Genomic DNA, 18,995 nt, shown 5'->3' on the forward strand with positions numbered 1-18,995 from the left:
GCCTGAATTGACGGCTGATCCTATGGTCCGCGCACAAGGTTTCAAGGAGCGGCCCAGCCGCTGCAACAAGGAGTAAAACCATGGCCTTTGAACTTCCCGAACTCCCCTATGATTACGATGCGCTCGCGCCTTACATGTCGCGCGAAACGCTGGAGTTTCACCACGACAAGCACCACAAGGCCTATGTGGACAACGGCAACAAGCTGGCTGCGGAAGCCGGTCTTTCCGACCTTTCGCTTGAAGAAGTGGTAAAGAAGTCCTTCGGTACCAATGCCGGTCTGTTCAACAATGCTGCCCAGCATTACAACCACGTCCATTTCTGGAAGTGGATGAAGAAGGACGGCGGCGGCAACAAGCTGCCCGGCAAGCTCGAACAGGCGATCGCCTCCGATCTCGGCGGTTACGACAAGTTCAAGGCGGATTTCATCGCCGCTGGCACCACGCAGTTCGGCTCGGGCTGGGCTTGGCTTTCGGTCAAGAACGGCAAGCTTGAAATCTCCAAGACCCCGAACGGTGAAAACCCGCTGGTCCACGGCGCAGAGCCGATCCTCGGCGTCGACGTATGGGAACACTCCTACTATATCGACTACCGCAACCTGCGTCCGAAGTACCTCGAAGCCTTCGTCGATAATCTCATCAACTGGGATTACGTCCTGGAGCGCTACGAAGCCGCCTCCAAGTAATTTTCCGATTCGATCGGATAAGCAGCACCCGGCCTTCGCGCCGGGTGTTTTGTTTTATGGCTTCTTGCCGCTCCTGCTGACGTCCATAAGGCTTCGCCTTCTATTATGGCTGTCACACCGCTGTCATGCGGCGCTCTTAAGCGGTAGCGATCATGACAGACACACCCGCCGCACCGCTCTTTTCCTTCGGCATCGTCGCCGACCCGCAATATGCCGATATCCCGGCCCGGCCGGAGATGAATCGATTTTACGCGGAGAGTACCAGAAAGCTGGCGGATGCGATCTTGACCTTCAATCAGGAGGAGCTGGCTTTCGTCGTCACCCTGGGCGACCTGATCGACCGCGGCTGGGAGAGCTTTGACGCGATCCTCGGCTGTTACGATCAACTCAATCATCGCTCCATATTGCTTCCCGGCAACCACGACTTCGCTGTCGAGCAAGAGCATTTGCCGAAGGTTCATGAGCGGCTCGGCATGCCGGCGAAATGGTATGACTTCACCCTCGGCGAATTCCGCTTCATCGTGCTCGACGGCAACGATGTCAGCACCTTTGCACCTCCGCTTGGCGATCCGCGGCGCGAGCTTGCCAAGGCCCGCCTGGAGGCGCTGCGCGAGGCTGGCGCCTTGAATGCCCAAGACTGGAACGGCTCATTCAGCGACGAACAGCTGGCTTGGCTGCGGGCAACGCTTGCCAAGGCCGATGCCATGCATGAGCAGGTCGTGCTCTTCTGCCATTATCCCCTCTATCCCGAAAACGCGCATAATATGTGGGATGCGCCAGACGTGCTGAAACTGCTGGCCGCACATCACAGCGTCAAGGCGTGGTTCTGCGGGCATAATCACGACGGCAATTACGGCGTCATCGGCAATACCCATTTCGTCACTATCAAGGGCATGGTGGACACGCTGGACCACAACACCTTTGCGATCGCCGATGTCTATGTGGACCGCATCTCTCTGCGTGGTTTTGGCCGGGAGACAAGCCGTACTCTTGTGTTCTGACGTCGTTTCCCCCTTCATTGCCTAAGATGTGTTAGGTCTCGTATGGGAGCCGTTCTCACCGCTTGCGGAGGCTTAAAAGGAAACCGAAAAGTCCAAGTTTAGGTCGCTGATTTTCCTTTGGAAAATCACCCGAATGTGACTTCTTTTTGCCACGCGAAGCCTGCATCTTCATCTCTGTTCGACTCGGTGTGCCGCCCGGCACGCAAGCGCGTGTCGTGGCAACGATGCGGTACGGCGAACAACCACCCTCCGGTGCCACCGGAACAAGGAGAGAGACATGAAATTCAAGACGATTGCCGCATCCATTCTCATAGGCTGTCTTTGCGCCGGAGCGGTTTCCGCTGCCGGCGAGGTTGAAAAGCGCGAAGGCTTGATGAAACAGATCGGCGGTGCCATGGGTGCGCTCGGCGCGATCGCCAAGGGTGAAAAGCCCTACGACGCCGAGGCCGTGAAGACCGCCGTCACCACCATCAGCACCAACGCCAAGGCGTTCCCGGATCAGTTCCCGGCTGGCTCCGAGGGAGGCGCTGCGTCGCCTACCATCTGGCAGAACTTTGCGGACTTCAAGGCAAAGTCGGAAAAGCTCGGTGCGGATGCCGATACCGTTCTCGCACAGCTGCCAACCGATCAGGCCAGCACGGGTGCTGCCCTGAAGACGCTCGGTGCCGATTGCAGCTCCTGCCATCAGGCCTATCGCGTGAAGAAGTAAGACAGCCAAGACAAGCCCGCCGGTTCAGCGGCGGGCTATTCTTTTTATCATGTTTTATCGATAGCGGAGAGGCGGATGGCGTCCATCTGGGCAAAGCTGGCAGGCGGGGTTGCGGTCGCAGGTCTTGCCGGTTTCGGCATTTTCATGTGGGTGACGGCACCTGAGCGCCAACCGCCAAGCCATTGGGCCAATCTGGGTGAGCCCGATCTTGCCAATGGGGAGACGCTGTTTTGGGCGGGCGGATGTGCAAGCTGTCATGCTGCCCCGAATGCCAGCGGCGATGCCTTGAAGACCCTGTCCGGTGGCCAGGCCTTGCCAAGCCCCTTCGGCACCTTCCACGTGCCCAATATTTCACCTGATCCGCAGCACGGCATCGGAAGCTGGACGGTGGCCGAGTTCGGCGACGCCATGACCCGAGGCGTGGGAAAGAATGGCGAACATCTCTATCCTTCCTTCCCCTATACGTCCTATGCGCGCATGACAGCGCAGGATATCAACGATCTCTTCGGCTACCTGAAGACGTTGCCTGCCAGCACCAATGACGCGCCGCCTCACGATTTACCATTCCCGCTCGATATGCGACTGGCTCTCGGCGGCTGGAAGTTCCTTTATTTCGACAAGGGCGCGCCGCGCGTGCAGCTTGCCAATGCTGGCATGGATGTCGCGCGCGGCCAATATCTGGTGGAAGGCCCAGGCCATTGCGGCGAATGCCACACGCCACGCACGGCGCTTGGCGGGCTGATCGCGGATAAGTGGCTGGCAGGCGGCCCAAACCCGGAAGGCGATGGGACGATCCCCGACATCACGCCGGGTTCGCAAGCCATCGGCTCCTGGACCGTTGCCGATATAGCCAACTATCTCGAAACCGGTTTTACACCGGAGTTCGACAGCGTCGGTGGTTCGATGGTCAAGGTGCAGCAGAATATGGCCAAGCTCTCCGCCGAAGATCGCAATGCAATCGCCGCTTATCTCAAGGCCGTTCCGGCGCGTTGACATCATGAAAGCGGGAGGCCACGCTTCCCGCATTGACTCTCCACAACCGCTGACTGATAACAGAGGCGTGATGGTCTTTCCGGATATGCCGGAAAGTGAAAAGGGAATACGATAGGAGCTCTGCTCTCATTCGTGGCTGCCCCCGCAACTGTGAGCGGCGAGCCTGAAAACGAAATCCACTGATGCTGATTTTGGCATCGGGAAGGTGTTTTCAAGGCTGCGACCCGCGAGCCAGGAGACCTGCCATCGCGAAGTGTCGTCAATGCCGGCGGGGTGTCCGGAAGAGCACGGTTTTCGGGTTGGCGTCATCCGTCCGAAAAGCCTTGTTTGTCTTTCCCCGTGGTGAATGTTGAATGCGTGCGTCCTGCTGCTTGAGAGCGGTGCGCCGCTGAAAAAGAGGGTCACCATGTCTATCCAACAGAACACGGCGTCGAGCGCCGTTTCCTCGACCACATCGAAACTCTTGCAGGCGCTGAGTGCCGTTGCACTTGGTTTGTTCATTGTCGGTTTCGTCGGCTTCTCGCATGTCGAGGCCATGCATAATGCGGCGCATGATACGCGCCACGCCAACGCTTTCCCCTGCCATTGAGGGGACATAAGATGCCGTTTTTCAGAAATATTGTCTTTACCGCTGTCCTCGTGGGACTGATAGCGGGGCTTGCCGTCAGCGCCATGCAGGCGGTTGGCACAACGCCATTGATCCTCCAGGCGGAAACCTTCGAAAGCGCCGGTGGCGAGGCAGGTCACTCCCATGATGCGGCCACACCCGCCGATCACCATCATGACGCGGAAGCCTGGACGCCGGCAGATGGTTTCGAGCGCAATGCCTACACCGTGGCCGCTAACGTGCTGACGGCCATCGGCTATGCGCTGGTGCTCACCGGTCTGATCTCGCTTCGCGGCTCCCAGGGTGGTTGGCGCGAAGGTCTCTTCTGGGGGCTCGCCGGCTTTGCTGTCGTCATGCTGGCGCCGATGATCGGTTTGCCGCCAGAACTGCCGGGCAGCCCTGCTGCTGATCTTGGCGCGCGTCAGGCCTGGTGGATTGCGACCGCTGCCGCGACTGCCGGGGGCATTGCGCTTCTGGCCTTCCGCCGCTCGGAGCCCTGGGCGGTGATCCTTGCCGTCGTCTTGATCGTCGCGCCGCACGTCGTCGGTGCGCCATTGCCGCCTGCGGGTGAACATGCGCTGGCGCCTCTGCCGCTGGAACGCCGCTTCGTCGTGCTTGCAACAGTCACCAGCTTCGTCTTCTGGCTGATCCTCGGCTCGTTGAGCGGGCTGTTCCTCAAGCGCTTCGAGGCTGCAAAGTAAAAATGATGGCGGGTCAAAACGCAGTCGATTGGAGCCATGAACTCGATTGCCTGCGTTTTTCCGTTCCCGGTCATGGCGCGCTTTGCGCCATGCACCGCCTCGCTTTCAAAGCGCTGATGACTGAGGTGCCGGCGGAAGAAACCTGTCGCGCTTACTTTATCGCAAACCGCGAGATGTTTCTTGCCGCTGCCCGAAACAAGATCGAGCGGATGAACATCCCTTTCGAACGCAGCCTTCATATCAACAGCCGCGATCTTCGTCGATCAATGTCGGCAGAGGGCGCGCAAGGACCGGCGCGTCTCTGCCGTGTTCTGGATCGTTAAGTCGGCAAGTGTTCCGCAGAAAATACCGACAGTTCCGCGTCGGTTTCCGATCCCCACAGGCCGAGAGCTTTCAGCACCTCTTTAGCAAAGCTGACCGGTGAATTGCCGGGCGCGGTGACGACACCCTGATCGTTGACGGCTTGTGGCTGATCGCGATAGAGCGCTCCTCCCTCATAGGCACCATACTTCTGATGCGACGCCAGGGCGTTGCCGGTATGGGCCACACTGTTCAAGATGCCTGTCCCGGCGAGCGCGCTGGCCGCGGCGCAGATGCCTGCAACCACGCGGCCTCGCGCCCGAAAGCGATAGACCAGATCGCTAAAATCGGGCGCGCTGCCCTTTTCCCAACTCATGCCGCCCGGAATGACAAGCGCGTCGATCGTCTCCGGGTCGAGAGCATCATAGGACGTTTCCGGCATCACTTTGAACCCGCCCATCGAAATGACGGGCTGGCCGTCGGGTGATGCGGTTACGATCTCGACGCCGAGATAACTGCGGGCCGCAGCGGCAAGCAGTGCAGGTTCCCAGTCGGCGAAGTCTTGCGTCAGCGCAATGGCAATACGAGTCATGTCATTCTCCTAAAGCGAAGAAGCTCAGGCGATCGCTTGCATGAAGCGCATGCCGGTGACGGGACGCGGGACGAAATCCATGTTTTCGTAGAACTTGTGTGCGGCAAAGTTGCCTGTTGCAGCACCGACGGACAGGAAGTCGCAGCCGCAGCGCTTGGCAACGTCGCGCGCGCGCGCCACAAGATGCTGGCCGGTGCCGTGTCCGCGATGCCCGTCCCGTACGAAGAGGTGGTGCAATTCCATGCCGCGGCGGCCTTCCTGTGCGCGGTAGAGCGGCACGAGAATGGCGTAACCGATAAGCTCGCCTGCAGCTTCGGCCACCAGTGCGGTGATCCAGGGGACCTGGCCGAAAAGATCGCGCTCGAGCTTCTCGGGCGTAATCGCGGCGGCATCGCCATGATGGGCGGCAAGCAGGGTGATCATCTCATTGAGTTCGGGAAGATCGGCAGGGCGCGCACCACGAATGGTGACGACGGGCGGTCTCGGCAGTGTCAGGAGGCTGTCTTCGGTCATGGGTCTGGTCCTTCGGTTTTCTGGTCTTTTGCCGTCAGGACGCTTGGAAAACAACAAAGCCGCCTAACGGCGGCTTGTTGACAAAGTGATCTGTCGAGCCGCCCTTTACAGGTAGGCCCAAAAATACGTGCAGGAGATGGGTGCGCGTTCGTTGATCATGGGCGATTCATTGCGCTCGAATTGCAGAGCTGTCAAGGGGCCGTTTCAGCATTTTGGATAGCTACGTTTCGGTATCTGCCATGAGGCATGTGGCAGATTGACATCGCGCGCCCTCAAGCCGCTATGTGCCTCCCGAGTGCGCTCTCCCACTCAGTAAAGGCAATAGCAGGGATAAAAGCATCGATGACGGCGCAATCCGTAGAGCAACTGGATTTTCATGGGCCGGGCGTCTCCGTGTTTCCCATTACCCAAGCCACGGCCGCGACATTCACGGATCTGTTCATCGGCCTGACCTTCCTATGCTTCATCTGTGTGGGGAGCAAAAGGGTCGTCTGCCCCGTGAACGGCGAGTTCGTGGGCGAGGCCGGTGACCTCCTTATTTTCCCATCGGGTTCTATCGTGACCTTGGAAAACCGTCCTGTCAGTGCTGCAAACTATCGGGCGACCGGGATCTACTTCGATCATGAGTTGATTGACTCGGTCTTCGCCGATCAGCCGCTCGCAGCTGGCCCGCCCGGTGTGCAGATTATTCGCCAGGCACAAAGCGCTGATTATGATGTCGTAGAGATCACGCGGCGAGCCTTGGATGACGACGCTTTACCCATCCCGGTCAAGCGCCATCGCCTTCTGGAGCCATTGGTCTGGCTGCGCCATCACGGTGTCCATCTGCCGAGGAGAGGTGAAGACCAGCCATGGAACAAGGTGCGGCGGCTGATAGAGACCGACATCAGCCAGCCCTGGCGGGCCGAAGACGTCGCCCGGCATTTTGCCATGAGTGAAGCCAGTTTCCGCCGGTGGCTGGCGAAATCCGGTCCTGGATTTTCGCAGATCCTGTTGAACACGAGACTGGAGAAGGGGTTGGGAATGCTGCAATCGACGGATAGCCCGATCTCCAGCATCGCGTTGGAGTGCGGCTTCAAGACGCCCTCCCATTTCTCCGAAGCCTTCCGCAAGAGATTCGGTCTCAAGCCGCGCTCCATCCGGACGGCAGAACTCTGATCGTTTTTCGATAGTCTTTGATCGCCAGCCGGAAGCTCGAAATTCCGTGAAGGTCTATTGGAATGGGCATGATCAATGTGTGGAAAGGACACCTCATCATGCTGAAAAAGAACGTTGCGACAGGCTTCATACTCGCCTTGCTAACCACCACGACAGCAAGCGCCGCGGACTTCAAATTATCGAGCACATCGATTGCCGAGGGTCAGCAACTTGCGTCGACCTTCGTGTTCAAGGGCTTCGGCTGCGAGGGCGGAAATCAGTCGCCGCAGCTATCCTGGTCTGGCGCACCGGCTGGCACAAAGAGCTTTGCCATCACGACTTACGACCCGGATGCGCCGACAGGCTCAGGCTGGTGGCACTGGAACGTGGTGAATATTCCCGCCTCTCAAACGGCGCTCGAACCTGATGCAAGCGGCAAGAAGAAACTGCCCGCGGGAGCTCTGGAAATCCGCAACGATTATGGCGTTGTCGGTTTTGGCGGAGCATGCCCGCCACCCGGCGAAGTCCACCGCTACATCTTCACTGTCCATGCTCTCGGCACGGAGCGCCTAGATCTGCCGGACAATGCCAGCAACGCGCTTGCGGGATTTATGATTGGCGCCAACACCATTGCCACGGCAAAGATCACAGCGGTCTATAACCGCTAAGGAGACAGCAGGAGGACAGTTGCCGTCGCTGGTGACTGTCCTTTCCCAGCATGACGTCTCAATGATCGTGATCGCACAGGCCGTGATCTGACAGCGCGCGGATGACATAGCAGTCCTCTATGGAATGCCCGTCACAGTGCGAGACGATACGCTCCAGCTCGTGTTCCAGCTTCTTCAGCTTGGCGATCTTCTCCCGTACGGTGGCAAGATGATCGGCCGCAATGCGATCGGCTCCGGCACAGGGCATTTCGCGATGCTGGCTGAGCGCGATCAATTCGCGGATCGCTTCAATGTTGAGGCCAAGGTCCCGGGCATGACGAACGAAGGCCAGACGTTCCAGATCGGCCTTCTCATAACGCCGCTGATTGCCTTCGGAACGGTCTGCTTCGTTGAGCAGGCCCATTTGCTCGTAGTAGCGAATGGTCGGCACTTTTACGCCGGTCCGTTTCGATAGATCGCCGATGGAATACATGCGCCTCATCCTCATAGCTATAGCTTATAGAGATATAGGGTTCGGCCAAGGGAAAGGCAATTTTTCTGCCACCTCCGCCGCCAGCTATTCGAGGAAAGCAGTTGGTTATTCACGCGCGCTGATGGAGTATGTCGGACGCGAAAACGACTCCCTTCGACGATCACCTTCATGCCCAGTATCTTATCGACCGGTCTTTCCTCTTCCGCCCTGGCATTTCTGGTGCTCGTCGCTTTGAGCGCAGGTCTCGCGCGCGGTTTTTCCGGCTTCGGGGCGGCGCTGATCTTCGTGCCGCTCGCCAGTTCGGTCATGGGCCCGCAGATTGCCGTTCCGCTTCTTCTTGTGGTCGATGGGGTGATGACGCTTGGCCTGTACCGGGGGCAGTCCGTCGGGCGGATCGACGCGACGTGCTCACCATGGCGCTCGGCGCGATCATCGGCGTGCCCCTTGGCGTCCACCTCCTGATGACACTTGATCCCGTCACCATCCGTTGGGCGATCGTCGTCATCGTTGTTGTGCTGCTGACGCTGCTAATGTCCGGTTGGCGCTACCGCGACCGGCCAAAGGCAATTCTGACGGCGATTGTCGGACTGATCGCAGGTGTGTTTTCCGGTGTAGCGCAGATCGGCGGGCCGCCGGTCGTCGCTTATTGGTTGGGTGGGGCAGTGCCTGCGATCATTGTCCGGGCCAATATCATTCTCTACTTTGCAATTTCCACCGTGCTGAACGCCACGGCCTATCTCTGGAATGGTCTCATCACCATTAAGCTCATCGGTTTAGCGGTTCTGGTCGCACCGGTTTATGGCCTTGGCGTATGGCTCGGCAGCAGAGTATTCGGCCTTGCCGAAGAGAAAACCTTTCGCCGCATCTGCTATGGGATGATCGCAACCGCCGCCCTCATCAGTATGCCGCTCTTCGATACCCTGAAGGGCTGATCGAACTCTCTGTCACCATCAGCATCTTCCCGAGCTGCATGGGGGCTTGCCTTCTGCCTAAAGAAAAAATAGTATACCCCCCTATACTATATAGAGGATGAACAGATGTCCCATACGATCCGTGACAAGGATAAGCTTCTGGCGCGCATCCGGCGCATGAAGGGGCAGATGGAAGCGGTGGAGCGCGCGCTGGAAGGCGGCAAGCCCTGCGGCGACGTTCTGCAACTGCTCGCCTCGGTGCGCGGCGCGCTCTCAGGTCTCACGGGCGAGGTGATGCAGGAGCATCTGCATGAGCATGTGCTGCACGCAGAAAATGACGAGGAACGCGCCAAGGCCACGGAAGAACTGGCGCAGGTTTTGAAAACCTATATTCGATAAGGTGAAGACGATGGCGACGATGGAACATGGCCATACGGATGGCACGCATACCCATGTTTTTTTAGGAAGTGATCACGAGCGCAACGAACGGCGCGTCTGGATGGTCATCGCTCTGACCACCGTCATGATGGTGGTGGAGATCGCGGCAGGCCAATGGTTCGGCTCCATGGCCCTGACAGCCGATGGCTGGCATATGTCGACCCATGCGGGCGCGATGCTGATTTCGGCACTCGCTTATCTTTACGCTCGCAAGCATGCACATGATCCACGCTTCACCTTCGGTACGGGAAAGTTCGGCGATCTCGCTGGTTTCGCCAGCGCGGTGGTCCTAGGCGTCGTTGCGCTGCTGATCGCATGGGAGAGCGCCCTGCGCTTCGTCTCGCCGGTGGAGATCGATTTCAATCAGGCGATCATCGTCGCGGTCCTCGGCCTCATCGTCAACATTGTCAGCGCTCTCCTCCTGAAGGACGATCACCATCATTATGGACACCATCAAGGGCACCACGGTGATGACGACAATCATGACCATGGGCATGACAGCCACGCGCACCGTCATGATGATCACGCTCATGGCTCGCACGCGCATCATCAGAGCCGCGACAACAACCTGCGCGCCGCCTATCTTCACGTGGTGGCGGATGCCTTGACCTCGGTGCTGGCGATCGTGGCGCTCATTCTCGGCAAATGGAACGGGTGGACCTTCCTTGATCCGGCCATGGGTATTGTCGGTGGCATCATTATTGCCCGCTGGTCGTGGAGCCTGCTTCGCAGCACGGGCGCGGTACTGGTCGATGCGATGCCGCAGCAGCGTCCGCTCCTGGCCAAAATCCGCGGCGCGGTCGAGACGGGGAATGAGAACATTACCGACCTGCATGTCTGGCAGGTCGGCCCAGGGCATCATGCGGCCATCGTGTCTTTGTCCACGACTGGCGAGACATCAGCTGCTGCCTATCGTGAAAAGCTTCTAGAGATCGAAGAATTGTCGCATGTGACGATCGAGATCAACGCTGCTGCGTGATCGGTGCGAGAGGCGCACTTTATAAAGGTCTGGGGCTTTGCCTGAAGCGCTATTGCCCTTAAGGGACGGCCGCCGGATCATCCGGCGGTGTCAGTGTTCTGTATAGGCCTGATAGACCCAGGCGGCGTCAGTGTCTTCGGCCGGGGCCAAGGAAACGGTGGATGCTGCTGTCGCAGCCTCTTTCACCGCGTCGCGGTTGACAGTCCAGAGTACGCTTGCCAGCGAGCCTGCTTGCAGGGCGTTGACGAAGGAAATCGTGCTGCCGGAAAAGGCAGGCAAAGAAACCTCTGAGACAGCCGCGTCCGTTTGCACTTTCTCAATAGGTTGTGAGCGACTTTGATAGGGCGCTCCGCCAATGTTGTTGTCGATGTTCATCGTTAGCCTCACCAAGCTGTTAACGGTTTTTTAACCGCTGAAGCTTGCGTGAAGCTTGTCGCATGTCGTTCGGACGCGTTGACGGCGCTTGACAGGTGTCAAACCCCTGCTTCGTTTTTGCATTTTAGGGGCTTGCAAAATAACAAAAACCCCGCAAAAGCCGATTCTTTGACTGCCGAGGGGCATCTGAACCTGCACAAGCGGGGGAATCACGTTGAAGGTGGGTAGAATCAGCGATGCGCCAAAGCGCACCGCCAAGTCACCCAGGAAGGCTTGAATTGCCTTATACCTGATCCTTGCCAGCAACTTTCAGCGCAAAGGCGTATTCGAAGGCGATCTCCTCCAGCCTTTGGAAGCGGCCAGACTTGCCGCCATGGCCTGCGGCCATATTGGTCTTGAGCAGGATCGGCGCATCGCCGGTGGTCTTTTCACGCAGCTTTGCGACCCATTTTGTCGGCTCCCAATAGGTCACGCGCGGGTCGGTCAGGCCGGAAATCGCAAGAAGAGGCGGATAGGGCTTGGCGCCGACATTGTCATAGGGCGAGTAGGCGGCGATCCACTGATACTCCTCCTCGGACTCAAGCGGATTTCCCCATTCCGGCCATTCGGGTGGTGTGAGTGGCAACGTATCGTCGAGCATTGTGGTCAGCACGTCGACGAAGGGGACGGCGGCGATGATGCCGGCGAATTTCTCCGGCGCCATATTGGCGACAGCTCCCATCAGCATGCCGCCGGCTGATCCGCCTTCGGCGATGATGCCGCGATAGGAGGTAAAGCCCTCTTTCACCAGATGGTCGGCGGCGGCAATGAAGTCTTTGAAGGTGTTCTGCTTGTGCTCCATCTTGCCGTTTTCATACCATTCGAACCCCTTGTCCTTGCCGCCGCGAATGTGCGCGACCGCATAGATGAAGCCTCGATCGGCGAGCGAGAGGTTGTTGGTGCTGAACGAGGCGGGAATGGTGATGCCATAGGCGCCGTAACCGTAGAGCAGGCAGGGCGCAGAACCATCGAGTGGCGTATCCTTGCGGTAAAGCAGCGATACGGGCACCAGCGCGCCATCATGCGAAGGCGCCATGACGCGCCGCGTCACATAGTCGTCCGGGTTGTGGCCGGATGGCACTTCCTGGGTTTTGAGAAGCGTGCGCTCGCGCGTCACCATATTGTAGTCGAACAACTGGCTTGGCGTCGTCATGGACGAGTAGCTGAAGCGGATGACGTCGGTGTCATATTCCGCAGCACCATGCAGGCCGAGCGAATAGGCTTCTTCCTCAAAGGCGATCGCATGTTCTTCACCGGAGGAGCGATCGCGGATGACGATGCGCGGCAGACCGTCGCGGCGTTCGAGCCATATCAGATGGCGGGCATAGGCATCGACCGAGAGAATGAGACGGCCCGGCTCATGCGGCACGACCTCTTTCCAGTTATCCTTGCCAGGCGCTTCAACCGGGGCTTCGACAATGCGGAAATCCTTGGCATCGCCATCATTGGTGAGGATGAAGAAGACATCGCCGCCTTCCGTCATCGAATATTCGATGCCTTCCTCGCGTTCGGCCACGATCTGCGGCTCCGCCAGCAGATCCTTGGTGGAGAGGATGCGGTATTCGCTGGTCTCGTGATCGTGGATATCGATGAAGATGAAGTCATCGAGAACCGAGGCGCCGACACCCATGAAGAAGCCAGGGTCTTTCTCCTCATAGACAAGCCGGTCGGACGACTGCGGCTGACCGATAATGTGGTGGAAGACCTTGGATGGACGGTGGTTCTCGTCCTGAAGCGTATAGAAGAAGCTTTTGCCGTCCGGCGCCCAGGCGCCGCCGCCGCCGGTATTTTCTATGACGTCATCGAGATCGACGCCGGTCGCAAGATCGCGAATGCGTAGCGTGTAAAATTCAGAGCCCTTGTCGTCATAGCTCCAGATGCCGCGGCTGTGATCGGACGATTGATCGAGTCCGCCGAGACGGAAATAGTCCTTGCCTTCCGCTTCCTTGTCGCCGTTGAGAAGAACATGCTTCTCGCCACCATCGCGCGGGGTGCGGAAATAATGCGGCTGCTCGCCGCCGGTGACGAAAAGTGTGCCATAGGCGTAAGGTCCATCATTGACCGGCACGGAGGAATCGTCCTGCTTGATGCGTCCCTTCATTTCCTCGAAGAGCGTTTCCTGAAGCGCCTTCGTATCCGCCATCGCCGCTTCCATATAGGCGTTTTCCGCTTCCAGATGGGTGCGGATCGCGGGGTCCAGGAGGGAAGGGTCCTTGAACATCGCCTGCCAGTTATCCGCCCGCAACCAGGCATAATCATCCGTGCGTGTGATGCCGTGATGCGTATCGCTCACCGGCTTCTTCTGCGCATGGGGCGGGGTGGGCAGGTTCTTGAAAATGGTCAAGACAAACTCGCTTTCATAAGAAAATCACTCTGCGTTTTCATGATGTAAAGTGCCCCTGCGGCGCTATCAAGTTTGATTGTCCCCGACGGAATATCAGCAGGGCACATTTTGGTCGGGTTTCGATCACATTCTGACGGTAGACGACGCCACTGTCTGCTGCTTCGAGGAGATGCGGCAGGCGTTTCCCCGCCGAAGAATGCCAAGAAGACTTGAGAGAGCCTTATAGAATCCGATGCAAAAACCATTATCGATCGCCCTTCTGACCGCCTTTTCCGTCCTCTCTTTCTCCGTTCCGTCCTACGCCATCGACGCAAATGTCATAAGACAGTTGAACCAACTCGCGCCCGAGGAACGTCTGGAACAGCGCTGCGATATCGAAGCCATGGAGCGGATTGCCAAGGAGCAGAAAGGCATGAAGCCGGACAAGGTGATTGCCTACGCATTCGGTGATCCCGATGTCGCGAAAGATTCGATAAAGGCTTCCGGTGCCGTCTTCCGCAGTGGCGGCGAATGGTACCGTCTCAAATACAAGTGCCAGGTGGCACCGACGACGCTCGGCATCCGAAACTTCGACTATAAGGTGGGTGACAAGGTGCCGGAATCGCAGTGGGCGAAGCACTATCTTTACGACTAAAGCGTGTCGCGATCTTTCAGATTCGCTTACACGCGTTAGGTCCTTGTTTCATCGCATGTCGTTATCGCAAAACCGCTGCACACTTTTGCGCGACATGCTTTGGACGGAAGATTCAAGAACGCTTTCAGCCGACAGGCTCCCACCGTCAACCAGGAAATTACCCCTGTGGAATCGGGATAGACCGCGAAACCGCTATGTTATCAGAGTGCTCGCGTAATAAGATTATCCATGCTCGCCACTACCTGAAGGGGAAGACTGGCGGCACTTGGACGCCAATAGCAATTGCCGACTAACCACAGGATTACCATGATGAAATCTGTTTTCGCAGCTTTTTGTCTCGCCGCTCTAGCAACGCCAGCGCTCGCCGCATCCTGCGAGCAGAACTTCACCGTTTCCGGTGTACCGATGGTGACCGCTGTCTCCTACAAGTCATGGCAAGAGATACCAAAGGCGAAAGCGCCGGCCGTCCTGCAAAAATTGGCGCAGGCTGTCGCCGCGGAAGGGTTTTCTGGAGTGAAGGTCAACAAGTCACTCTCTTCCATTGACGCGCATCAGGAAACGACTGGGACAGGCAGAATTCAGACGCTTCGGGTCGTTGCCAGGCAAAAAGGTCCGGCGGTTCGCGTCGATGTGGTCTTCAACATTCAGGCGGGCCAGGTCACCGATAAGAATGTTGTCCGCAAAGGCATGTGCAACATTATGAATGGCGTGTGAAACGAAGCGCATGCCCAGCCAAGATTTTGCTCGGTTTTGCACTTTGAAACGCTGCTAATAGAGTTTCAGAGCATCAAATAAGGGCTCATGGCGGTGGAGATCGCCCGATCACGCCGCCAGCAGGCGCGCCTCCTCGCGAATGCGGTTGACCATGGAACGCAAGCCATTGGCACGCTGGGAAGAGAGATGCTCTACCAGGCCAATCTTGCCGAACACTTCGATGGCGTCGAGAGTGGCAATCTCGGATGCTCGTTTGCCGGAATAGGTGGCAAGCACAATGGCCACCAGCCCGCGCACGATGTGCGCGTCCGAATCGCCTTCGAAGGTCAATACAGGGTCAGGCCCGCCATCGCTGTGGCTCACGAGCCAGACCTGGCTGGCACAGCCTTGAACCTTGTTCTCCGCCGTCTTTTTCTCGTCCGCCAGATCCGGCAGTTCCTTCCCGAGTTCGATCACATAGCGGTAGCGATCCTCCCAATCGTCGAGGAAAGAGAAGTCGTCCATGATCTTGTCGAGAGAAGCCATTTGTCTGCCATCCATGTTTCTGCCCCGATATAGGGCAATGGTGGATGGAATTGAACCGCTGCCCCAAGAAAAAAGCCCTGCGGCGAAGCATGGGCTTCGGGCAGGGCATCAGGAGTCGGGCAGTCAGGCGGCTCATCTATAGCGGGATGAGTCGCAAGGAGGGTGAGAGGATCTCTCGAATTCGTTTAGCTTCAGGTGAGGCGGGCTCGACTGATCTTTCCGCTCAGAGGGCAGGGCGCTTCTGCGGAAGGGGAATGGTGTTCTCGACCTTGATGGTTCCGGTCTTGATGTCGTCGCTGACCGTCACAGCTTCGACCTTGGCGGCGGGGGTGTTCGCGGCGGCGACCTTGGGTTCGTCGGCGGCGTTGAGATGGGAGTCGATCAACTCATAGGCAACCTTGGCGCCTTCGCGAGCGCGCTCACCCAGAGCATGAAAGGTTTCCGCACCTTTGACGCAGACATCCGGCTTTTCGACGCAGATGGCGCTGACATAACGGTAGGCCTCACTGGCAGCGGAAACCGCGCCGGCGACATTCATTTGCGCGTTCTGGCTATCGGTGTTGTTGCTGCCCAAATAGGACAATGCGACCAGCACCAGCGAAAACCAGATTGTTCCTTTGATCAGAAACCACATTGCAAGACTACCCTGTTTGACCGGCGCCCTTTTCGGATCATCCGCTATTGCCCTGTTGTCCGGGCTTGCAAACACCCTAGAGCCAAGAGACCAACACCCCTTTGCAAAAATCCGCGTGAATTAATTCAAATTTTAGCGACTTGTTCCCGTTGCCGATGACAATTGCGATTTCGTTCCGATTTTAGCGAGCGATGTTAAGCATAATTGGGGCGGGTCTAAGCAATTGCAGGGCTTGGCGGCGATAATGCCCGCCACAAATCTTAACAGTATCGAAAAAATACAAGGAAATCCTCTGCTTACCCGTCGTTAACCATAACCGACGAAGTGCTGCTCATTTGCCCCGAAATGGCACTTGATAGGGATTGGAGCGGCTTTGATGCGCTTGCTTTTATCCATTCCTTAAGCCGCGGAGCCCTATTGTCGGACATGTCTTAAGGCAGGTTCGAGCCTGCTGCTTTTAGAGTGCGGTGTACTGGTATTGCGTAACATAGCGGAAAAAGCGATTGCGTTGGTCGATCATGTCGCGGGCATGTGGCTATCGCGTATGGAAGACGATGCCAGCGAACGCTTCGCCGTTATCGCCGTCCTGCGTCGCCTTGTTGCTTTCTCTCTCGTGGCCCTCTTCATCGTTCCTGCCATCATCTGCTTTGTCCTGCCCGCATCCGTCGCACTGCCGCTCGGTGCGGCCCTTGTCGTTGCGTTGTTTTTGGCATCGTGTGCGGTACTCCTGACAGTCTATAAGCCGATGCGCGAGGCCGCGGACGCCGTGATCCACCGCGAGCAGCTTGCCGCATCGCAGGTTCCAGGATTGCTGCTATTCTTCAACGAGCAGGGTGTCGTTCACGCGGTGTCGGGTCGCGACCAGCGACAGTTTCCGCTTCATCTGCAAAACTGCGTCGGCCACATCCTTGCCGAGATGGTGCACGTTTCCGATCGCATCGCTCTGATGCAGGCCTTCGACACGTTGCGCCAGGGCGAGGATCACGCCACGGCCGATCTCCGATTCGAGACAGGCTCTGTTCATCGGCAGATCCAGTTCGTCTATGCCCGCATGGATATGACCGCGGAGCGAGACCCGCTCGGCCGCCTGGTGCGCGTCATCGGTCAGCTGATCGATGTCAGCGAAATGGAAGCCTTGCGCCGGGAAGCGGCACGCAGGACGACCGAGGCCGAAACGGCAACGGAAGCAAAGTCGCGTTTCCTCGCCGCCGTTAGCCACGAATTGCGCACGCCTCTTAATGCCATTCTGGGCTTCTCCGATATTCTCGCCGGCGAATATTTCGGCAAGCTGGAGAACGATCGCCAGCGCGAATATGTCAAACTGATCCGCCAATCTGGTGGTCACCTGCTGTCGGTCGTTAACACCATGCTGGACATGAGCAAGCTTGAGGCTGGTCGCTACGAGTTGATGATGGAGCCTTTCCGGATTGGCGATGTCATTGCATCTTGCGAAGGCATGCTTGGCCTTCAGGCGAAGCAGAAGGGCTTGACGTTGACGAGCCGCATCCAGCGCGATCTCACGGAAGTCGTCGCAGACCAGCGGGCCGTTCAACAGGTTCTGATCAATCTCGCAAGCAATGCCATCAAGTTTACCGATTCCGGTGGTGTGGTGGTCATCGATGCGGCACGGCAGGGCGAGATGCTCAAGCTGACCGTCAGCGATACCGGCATCGGTATTCCTGCCGACAAGATAGACCTTCTGGGCCGGCCATTCATGCAGGTTCAGAATGACTACACCCGCCGCTATGAGGGCACGGGGCTTGGACTGTCGCTCGTCAAGGGACTTGTGGAATTGCACGGCGGAAGCCTTGTCATCACCAGCAAACCGGGCGAGGGAACAGTCGTCACCATCCTGTTGCCCGCTGATGGCTCCGGCCAGCCGCTGAGCAGCTGTGAAGATGCCGATGCGCCAGTGGAGTTTCCTCCGCGCCTGAAAGAGATAGCGGGTGGTGCCGAGATGATGAAAAGGAAGGACACTGCGGATGGCCGCGCCAAAGCGAAAATCGCCTAGGAAAAAGACGGTCCGGAAAGAGCCGGGTTTGCTGTCCGTGGCCGCGCGCGCCCTCGGCGAGCAAATTCTCAGCCATCCCAAACTGGTCGGCGGCTCGACCGCATTCCTTATCGTTTTCGGCTTCGTCGCGGCCAATGCTCTTTGGTACCAGCCCGGCCACCATCCCTCTCCGTTTCTGCGAACCCGTGACGAGGACGATCCGAACGGCATTGCGGGCTATCGCATGACGTCGACGCTTGGCCAGCATGGCAATGTTACGACCTTCCGCATAGAGCGCCAGACGGATGTTCCAGATCCCACGCAGCAGAGTGCGGCTCAGCCCTCAGCAGGGCAGGGTGCAGCAGCGGTACCCACCGCTCAGGCACAGCAGCAGGGTGGCCATCCGCCGTCCGAGCTCGTCGCGGAAATCCAGCGGGAGCTTGCGCGGCGCGGTCTTTATGATGGACCGGCCGATGGCTTGACGGGACCGCGCACGACGGCCGCGATCCTCTTCTTCGAAGAAACCGTGGGCATGGAGCAGACGGGAGAACCGACAAGCCGCATTCTCTCGGCCTTGAAGATCGATAGCGCGACGACCGTCGCGGCCATTCCCAAAGCCTTACCGAAGGACCGGCCTGCGGCCGCCAATGGTGGGGGTGTGGCAATCGACCCGGTCGCGGCCGCCATCCGCAATGCGGAGGTCCATCCTCCAAAAGCGCAGAATGCATCTCTTACGTCCGACAGCGGTGCTAAGCCGGTCGGCAAGGATCTGGTTTCGAAGATCCAGCAGGGCCTCGTCAATATCGCCTATGCGGATGTCAAGGTGGATGGCGTTGCCGGCGAGCAGACCCGTCAGGCCATTCGCAATTTCGAGAAGCATTATCGCTTGCCGGAAACAGGCGAGCCGAGCGAGGCGGTGCTGAAAAAGCTGAAGTCTATCGGGGCTTTGTGAGCCGCGATTGAATCTGTAACTGAGGCTTTTGGCGGTTTACGGTCCTTTGCCGATTCAAGCTACGAACGCTTGACGCCAGAATAT

General features: G+C 58.2%; 24 protein-coding genes and 1 riboswitch. Of the genes, 17 read left to right on the forward strand and 7 right to left on the reverse strand.

Annotated elements, in window-relative coordinates:
- Positions 1-80 precede the first annotated feature (80 nt).
- The 7 genes from QE435_RS17870 (at position 81) to QE435_RS17900 (ending at position 5,017) form a co-directional block, all read left to right on the forward strand.
- A complete protein-coding gene (locus QE435_RS17870; RefSeq protein ID WP_062425801.1) occupies positions 81-683 on the forward strand; it encodes a superoxide dismutase in 603 nt (200 codons plus the stop codon).
- A gap of 152 nt (positions 684-835) precedes the next feature.
- Complete coding sequence (locus tag QE435_RS17875) at positions 836-1,684, forward strand: metallophosphoesterase (RefSeq protein ID WP_349042189.1); 849 nt, start codon at positions 836-838, stop codon at positions 1,682-1,684.
- Positions 1,685-1,961: 277 nt separating this feature from the next.
- A complete protein-coding gene (locus tag QE435_RS17880; protein ID WP_349042190.1) occupies positions 1,962-2,393 on the forward strand; it encodes a cytochrome c in 432 nt (143 codons plus the stop codon).
- Positions 2,394-2,468: 75 nt separating this feature from the next.
- Complete coding sequence (locus tag QE435_RS17885) at positions 2,469-3,386, forward strand: cytochrome c (RefSeq protein WP_349042191.1); 918 nt, start codon at positions 2,469-2,471, stop codon at positions 3,384-3,386.
- A 54-nt stretch (positions 3,387-3,440) separates the two neighbouring features.
- A riboswitch (cobalamin riboswitch) is annotated at positions 3,441-3,649 on the forward strand.
- 143 nt (positions 3,650-3,792) lie between these two features.
- Positions 3,793-3,975, forward strand: a complete 183-nt coding sequence (locus QE435_RS17890) for a CbtB-domain containing protein (RefSeq protein ID WP_082447245.1) — start codon at positions 3,793-3,795, stop codon at positions 3,973-3,975.
- 11 nt (positions 3,976-3,986) lie between these two features.
- On the forward strand, positions 3,987-4,694 hold the full coding sequence (locus QE435_RS17895; protein ID WP_349042192.1) for a CbtA family protein: 708 nt from the start codon (positions 3,987-3,989) through the stop codon (positions 4,692-4,694).
- Between the two features lie 5 nt (positions 4,695-4,699).
- Positions 4,700-5,017 (forward strand): hypothetical protein, encoded by a 318-nt coding sequence (locus tag QE435_RS17900; RefSeq protein ID WP_349042193.1) that lies wholly within the window; start codon positions 4,700-4,702, stop codon positions 5,015-5,017.
- Here QE435_RS17900 and QE435_RS17905 read toward each other — a convergent pair.
- Positions 5,014-5,586: a type 1 glutamine amidotransferase family protein gene (locus QE435_RS17905; RefSeq protein ID WP_349042194.1), complete on the reverse strand. Its 573-nt coding sequence runs from the start codon at positions 5,584-5,586 to the stop codon at positions 5,014-5,016. The two genes, QE435_RS17900 and QE435_RS17905, sit on opposite strands and share 4 nt — an antisense overlap.
- 24 nt (positions 5,587-5,610) lie before the next feature.
- Positions 5,611-6,099 (reverse strand): GNAT family N-acetyltransferase, encoded by a 489-nt coding sequence (locus tag QE435_RS17910; protein WP_306931661.1) that lies wholly within the window; start codon positions 6,097-6,099, stop codon positions 5,611-5,613.
- Between the two features lie 342 nt (positions 6,100-6,441).
- On the opposite strand from QE435_RS17910, the gene QE435_RS17915 reads away from it, so the two are divergent.
- Both QE435_RS17915 and QE435_RS17920 read left to right on the forward strand, forming a co-directional pair.
- Positions 6,442-7,257 (forward strand): AraC family transcriptional regulator, encoded by an 816-nt coding sequence (locus tag QE435_RS17915; protein WP_349042195.1) that lies wholly within the window; start codon positions 6,442-6,444, stop codon positions 7,255-7,257.
- Between the two features lie 98 nt (positions 7,258-7,355).
- A complete protein-coding gene (locus QE435_RS17920) occupies positions 7,356-7,904 on the forward strand; it encodes a YbhB/YbcL family Raf kinase inhibitor-like protein (protein ID WP_349042196.1) in 549 nt (182 codons plus the stop codon).
- A gap of 58 nt (positions 7,905-7,962) precedes the next feature.
- Here the strand turns inward: QE435_RS17920 and QE435_RS17925 are convergent, their stop codons facing one another.
- The gene (locus QE435_RS17925; protein ID WP_306931666.1) at positions 7,963-8,376 is read right to left on the reverse strand and encodes a helix-turn-helix domain-containing protein; all 414 of its coding nucleotides are present in this window, start codon (positions 8,374-8,376) and stop codon (positions 7,963-7,965) included.
- A 168-nt stretch (positions 8,377-8,544) separates the two neighbouring features.
- Here QE435_RS17925 and QE435_RS17930 point away from each other — a divergent pair, with 168 nt between their 5' ends.
- The 4 genes from QE435_RS17930 (at position 8,545) to dmeF (ending at position 10,704) form a co-directional block, all read left to right on the forward strand.
- The gene (locus tag QE435_RS17930; protein ID WP_349042197.1) at positions 8,545-8,838 is read left to right on the forward strand and encodes a hypothetical protein; all 294 of its coding nucleotides are present in this window, start codon (positions 8,545-8,547) and stop codon (positions 8,836-8,838) included.
- A complete protein-coding gene (locus QE435_RS17935; RefSeq protein WP_349042897.1) occupies positions 8,790-9,308 on the forward strand; it encodes a sulfite exporter TauE/SafE family protein in 519 nt (172 codons plus the stop codon). The genes QE435_RS17930 and QE435_RS17935 overlap by 49 nt, the downstream gene beginning before the upstream one ends.
- A 105-nt stretch (positions 9,309-9,413) precedes the next feature.
- The gene (gene dmeR, locus QE435_RS17940; protein ID WP_306931668.1) at positions 9,414-9,686 is read left to right on the forward strand and encodes a Ni(II)/Co(II)-sensing transcriptional repressor DmeR; all 273 of its coding nucleotides are present in this window, start codon (positions 9,414-9,416) and stop codon (positions 9,684-9,686) included.
- A 10-nt stretch (positions 9,687-9,696) separates the two neighbouring features.
- Positions 9,697-10,704, forward strand: a complete 1,008-nt coding sequence (gene dmeF / locus QE435_RS17945; RefSeq protein WP_349042198.1) for a CDF family Co(II)/Ni(II) efflux transporter DmeF — start codon at positions 9,697-9,699, stop codon at positions 10,702-10,704.
- Between the two features lie 90 nt (positions 10,705-10,794).
- On the opposite strand, the gene QE435_RS17950 is transcribed toward dmeF, so the two are convergent.
- Both QE435_RS17950 and QE435_RS17955 read right to left on the reverse strand, forming a co-directional pair.
- On the reverse strand, positions 10,795-11,079 hold the full coding sequence (locus QE435_RS17950) for a hypothetical protein (protein WP_349042199.1): 285 nt from the start codon (positions 11,077-11,079) through the stop codon (positions 10,795-10,797).
- 283 nt (positions 11,080-11,362) lie between these two features.
- Positions 11,363-13,462: a S9 family peptidase gene (locus QE435_RS17955; RefSeq protein WP_349042200.1), complete on the reverse strand. Its 2,100-nt coding sequence runs from the start codon at positions 13,460-13,462 to the stop codon at positions 11,363-11,365.
- A gap of 232 nt (positions 13,463-13,694) precedes the next feature.
- Here QE435_RS17955 and QE435_RS17960 point away from each other — a divergent pair, with 232 nt between their 5' ends.
- Together QE435_RS17960 and QE435_RS17965 are read left to right on the forward strand one after the other, a co-directional pair.
- The gene (locus QE435_RS17960; protein WP_306931672.1) at positions 13,695-14,096 is read left to right on the forward strand and encodes a DUF930 domain-containing protein; all 402 of its coding nucleotides are present in this window, start codon (positions 13,695-13,697) and stop codon (positions 14,094-14,096) included.
- Between the two features lie 309 nt (positions 14,097-14,405).
- The gene (locus QE435_RS17965) at positions 14,406-14,810 is read left to right on the forward strand and encodes a hypothetical protein (RefSeq protein WP_306934789.1); all 405 of its coding nucleotides are present in this window, start codon (positions 14,406-14,408) and stop codon (positions 14,808-14,810) included.
- A 108-nt stretch (positions 14,811-14,918) separates the two neighbouring features.
- Here QE435_RS17965 and QE435_RS17970 read toward each other — a convergent pair whose 3' ends face one another.
- Entirely contained in the window at positions 14,919-15,335 is a 417-nt protein-coding gene (locus QE435_RS17970) for a SufE family protein (protein ID WP_306931673.1), read from the reverse strand.
- A gap of 223 nt (positions 15,336-15,558) precedes the next feature.
- Positions 15,559-15,969: a DUF5330 domain-containing protein gene (locus QE435_RS17975; protein WP_306931674.1), complete on the reverse strand. Its 411-nt coding sequence runs from the start codon at positions 15,967-15,969 to the stop codon at positions 15,559-15,561.
- 487 nt (positions 15,970-16,456) lie between these two features.
- Between QE435_RS17975 and QE435_RS17980 the strand changes: the two genes are divergently transcribed.
- Positions 16,457-17,980 carry an ATP-binding protein gene (locus tag QE435_RS17980; RefSeq protein ID WP_349042898.1) on the forward strand — a complete coding sequence of 508 codons (1,524 nt, stop codon included), beginning with the start codon at positions 16,457-16,459 and terminating at the stop codon, positions 17,978-17,980.
- Positions 17,952-18,911, forward strand: a complete 960-nt coding sequence (locus QE435_RS17985) for a peptidoglycan-binding domain-containing protein (protein WP_349042201.1) — start codon at positions 17,952-17,954, stop codon at positions 18,909-18,911. Before QE435_RS17980 ends, QE435_RS17985 begins: the two co-directional genes overlap by 29 nt.
- Positions 18,912-18,995 lie beyond the last annotated feature (84 nt).

This window comes from Agrobacterium sp. SORGH_AS 787 (genome assembly GCF_030819035.1).
GTDB lineage: Bacteria > Pseudomonadota > Alphaproteobacteria > Rhizobiales > Rhizobiaceae > Agrobacterium > Agrobacterium larrymoorei_B.

Coding starts and splice junctions, on each gene's coding strand:
- QE435_RS17870 (WP_062425801.1), top strand. CDS start 81: ATGGCCTTTGAACTTCCCGAACTCCCCTATGATTACGATGCGCTCGCG.
- QE435_RS17875 (WP_349042189.1), top strand. CDS start 836: ATGACAGACACACCCGCCGCACCGCTCTTTTCCTTCGGCATCGTCGCC.
- QE435_RS17880 (WP_349042190.1), top strand. CDS start 1,962: ATGAAATTCAAGACGATTGCCGCATCCATTCTCATAGGCTGTCTTTGC.
- QE435_RS17885 (WP_349042191.1), top strand. CDS start 2,469: ATGGCGTCCATCTGGGCAAAGCTGGCAGGCGGGGTTGCGGTCGCAGGT.
- QE435_RS17890 (WP_082447245.1), top strand. CDS start 3,793: ATGTCTATCCAACAGAACACGGCGTCGAGCGCCGTTTCCTCGACCACA.
- QE435_RS17895 (WP_349042192.1), top strand. CDS start 3,987: ATGCCGTTTTTCAGAAATATTGTCTTTACCGCTGTCCTCGTGGGACTG.
- QE435_RS17900 (WP_349042193.1), top strand. CDS start 4,700: ATGGCGGGTCAAAACGCAGTCGATTGGAGCCATGAACTCGATTGCCTG.
- QE435_RS17905 (WP_349042194.1), bottom strand. CDS start 5,586: ATGACTCGTATTGCCATTGCGCTGACGCAAGACTTCGCCGACTGGGAA.
- QE435_RS17910 (WP_306931661.1), bottom strand. CDS start 6,099: ATGACCGAAGACAGCCTCCTGACACTGCCGAGACCGCCCGTCGTCACC.
- QE435_RS17915 (WP_349042195.1), top strand. CDS start 6,442: ATGACGGCGCAATCCGTAGAGCAACTGGATTTTCATGGGCCGGGCGTC.
- QE435_RS17920 (WP_349042196.1), top strand. CDS start 7,356: ATGCTGAAAAAGAACGTTGCGACAGGCTTCATACTCGCCTTGCTAACC.
- QE435_RS17925 (WP_306931666.1), bottom strand. CDS start 8,376: ATGTATTCCATCGGCGATCTATCGAAACGGACCGGCGTAAAAGTGCCG.
- QE435_RS17930 (WP_349042197.1), top strand. CDS start 8,545: ATGCCCAGTATCTTATCGACCGGTCTTTCCTCTTCCGCCCTGGCATTT.
- QE435_RS17935 (WP_349042897.1), top strand. CDS start 8,790: ATGGCGCTCGGCGCGATCATCGGCGTGCCCCTTGGCGTCCACCTCCTG.
- dmeR (WP_306931668.1), top strand. CDS start 9,414: ATGTCCCATACGATCCGTGACAAGGATAAGCTTCTGGCGCGCATCCGG.
- dmeF (WP_349042198.1), top strand. CDS start 9,697: ATGGCGACGATGGAACATGGCCATACGGATGGCACGCATACCCATGTT.
- QE435_RS17950 (WP_349042199.1), bottom strand. CDS start 11,079: ATGAACATCGACAACAACATTGGCGGAGCGCCCTATCAAAGTCGCTCA.
- QE435_RS17960 (WP_306931672.1), top strand. CDS start 13,695: ATGCAAAAACCATTATCGATCGCCCTTCTGACCGCCTTTTCCGTCCTC.
- QE435_RS17965 (WP_306934789.1), top strand. CDS start 14,406: ATGAAATCTGTTTTCGCAGCTTTTTGTCTCGCCGCTCTAGCAACGCCA.
- QE435_RS17970 (WP_306931673.1), bottom strand. CDS start 15,335: ATGGCTTCTCTCGACAAGATCATGGACGACTTCTCTTTCCTCGACGAT.
- QE435_RS17975 (WP_306931674.1), bottom strand. CDS start 15,969: ATGTGGTTTCTGATCAAAGGAACAATCTGGTTTTCGCTGGTGCTGGTC.
- QE435_RS17985 (WP_349042201.1), top strand. CDS start 17,952: ATGGCCGCGCCAAAGCGAAAATCGCCTAGGAAAAAGACGGTCCGGAAA.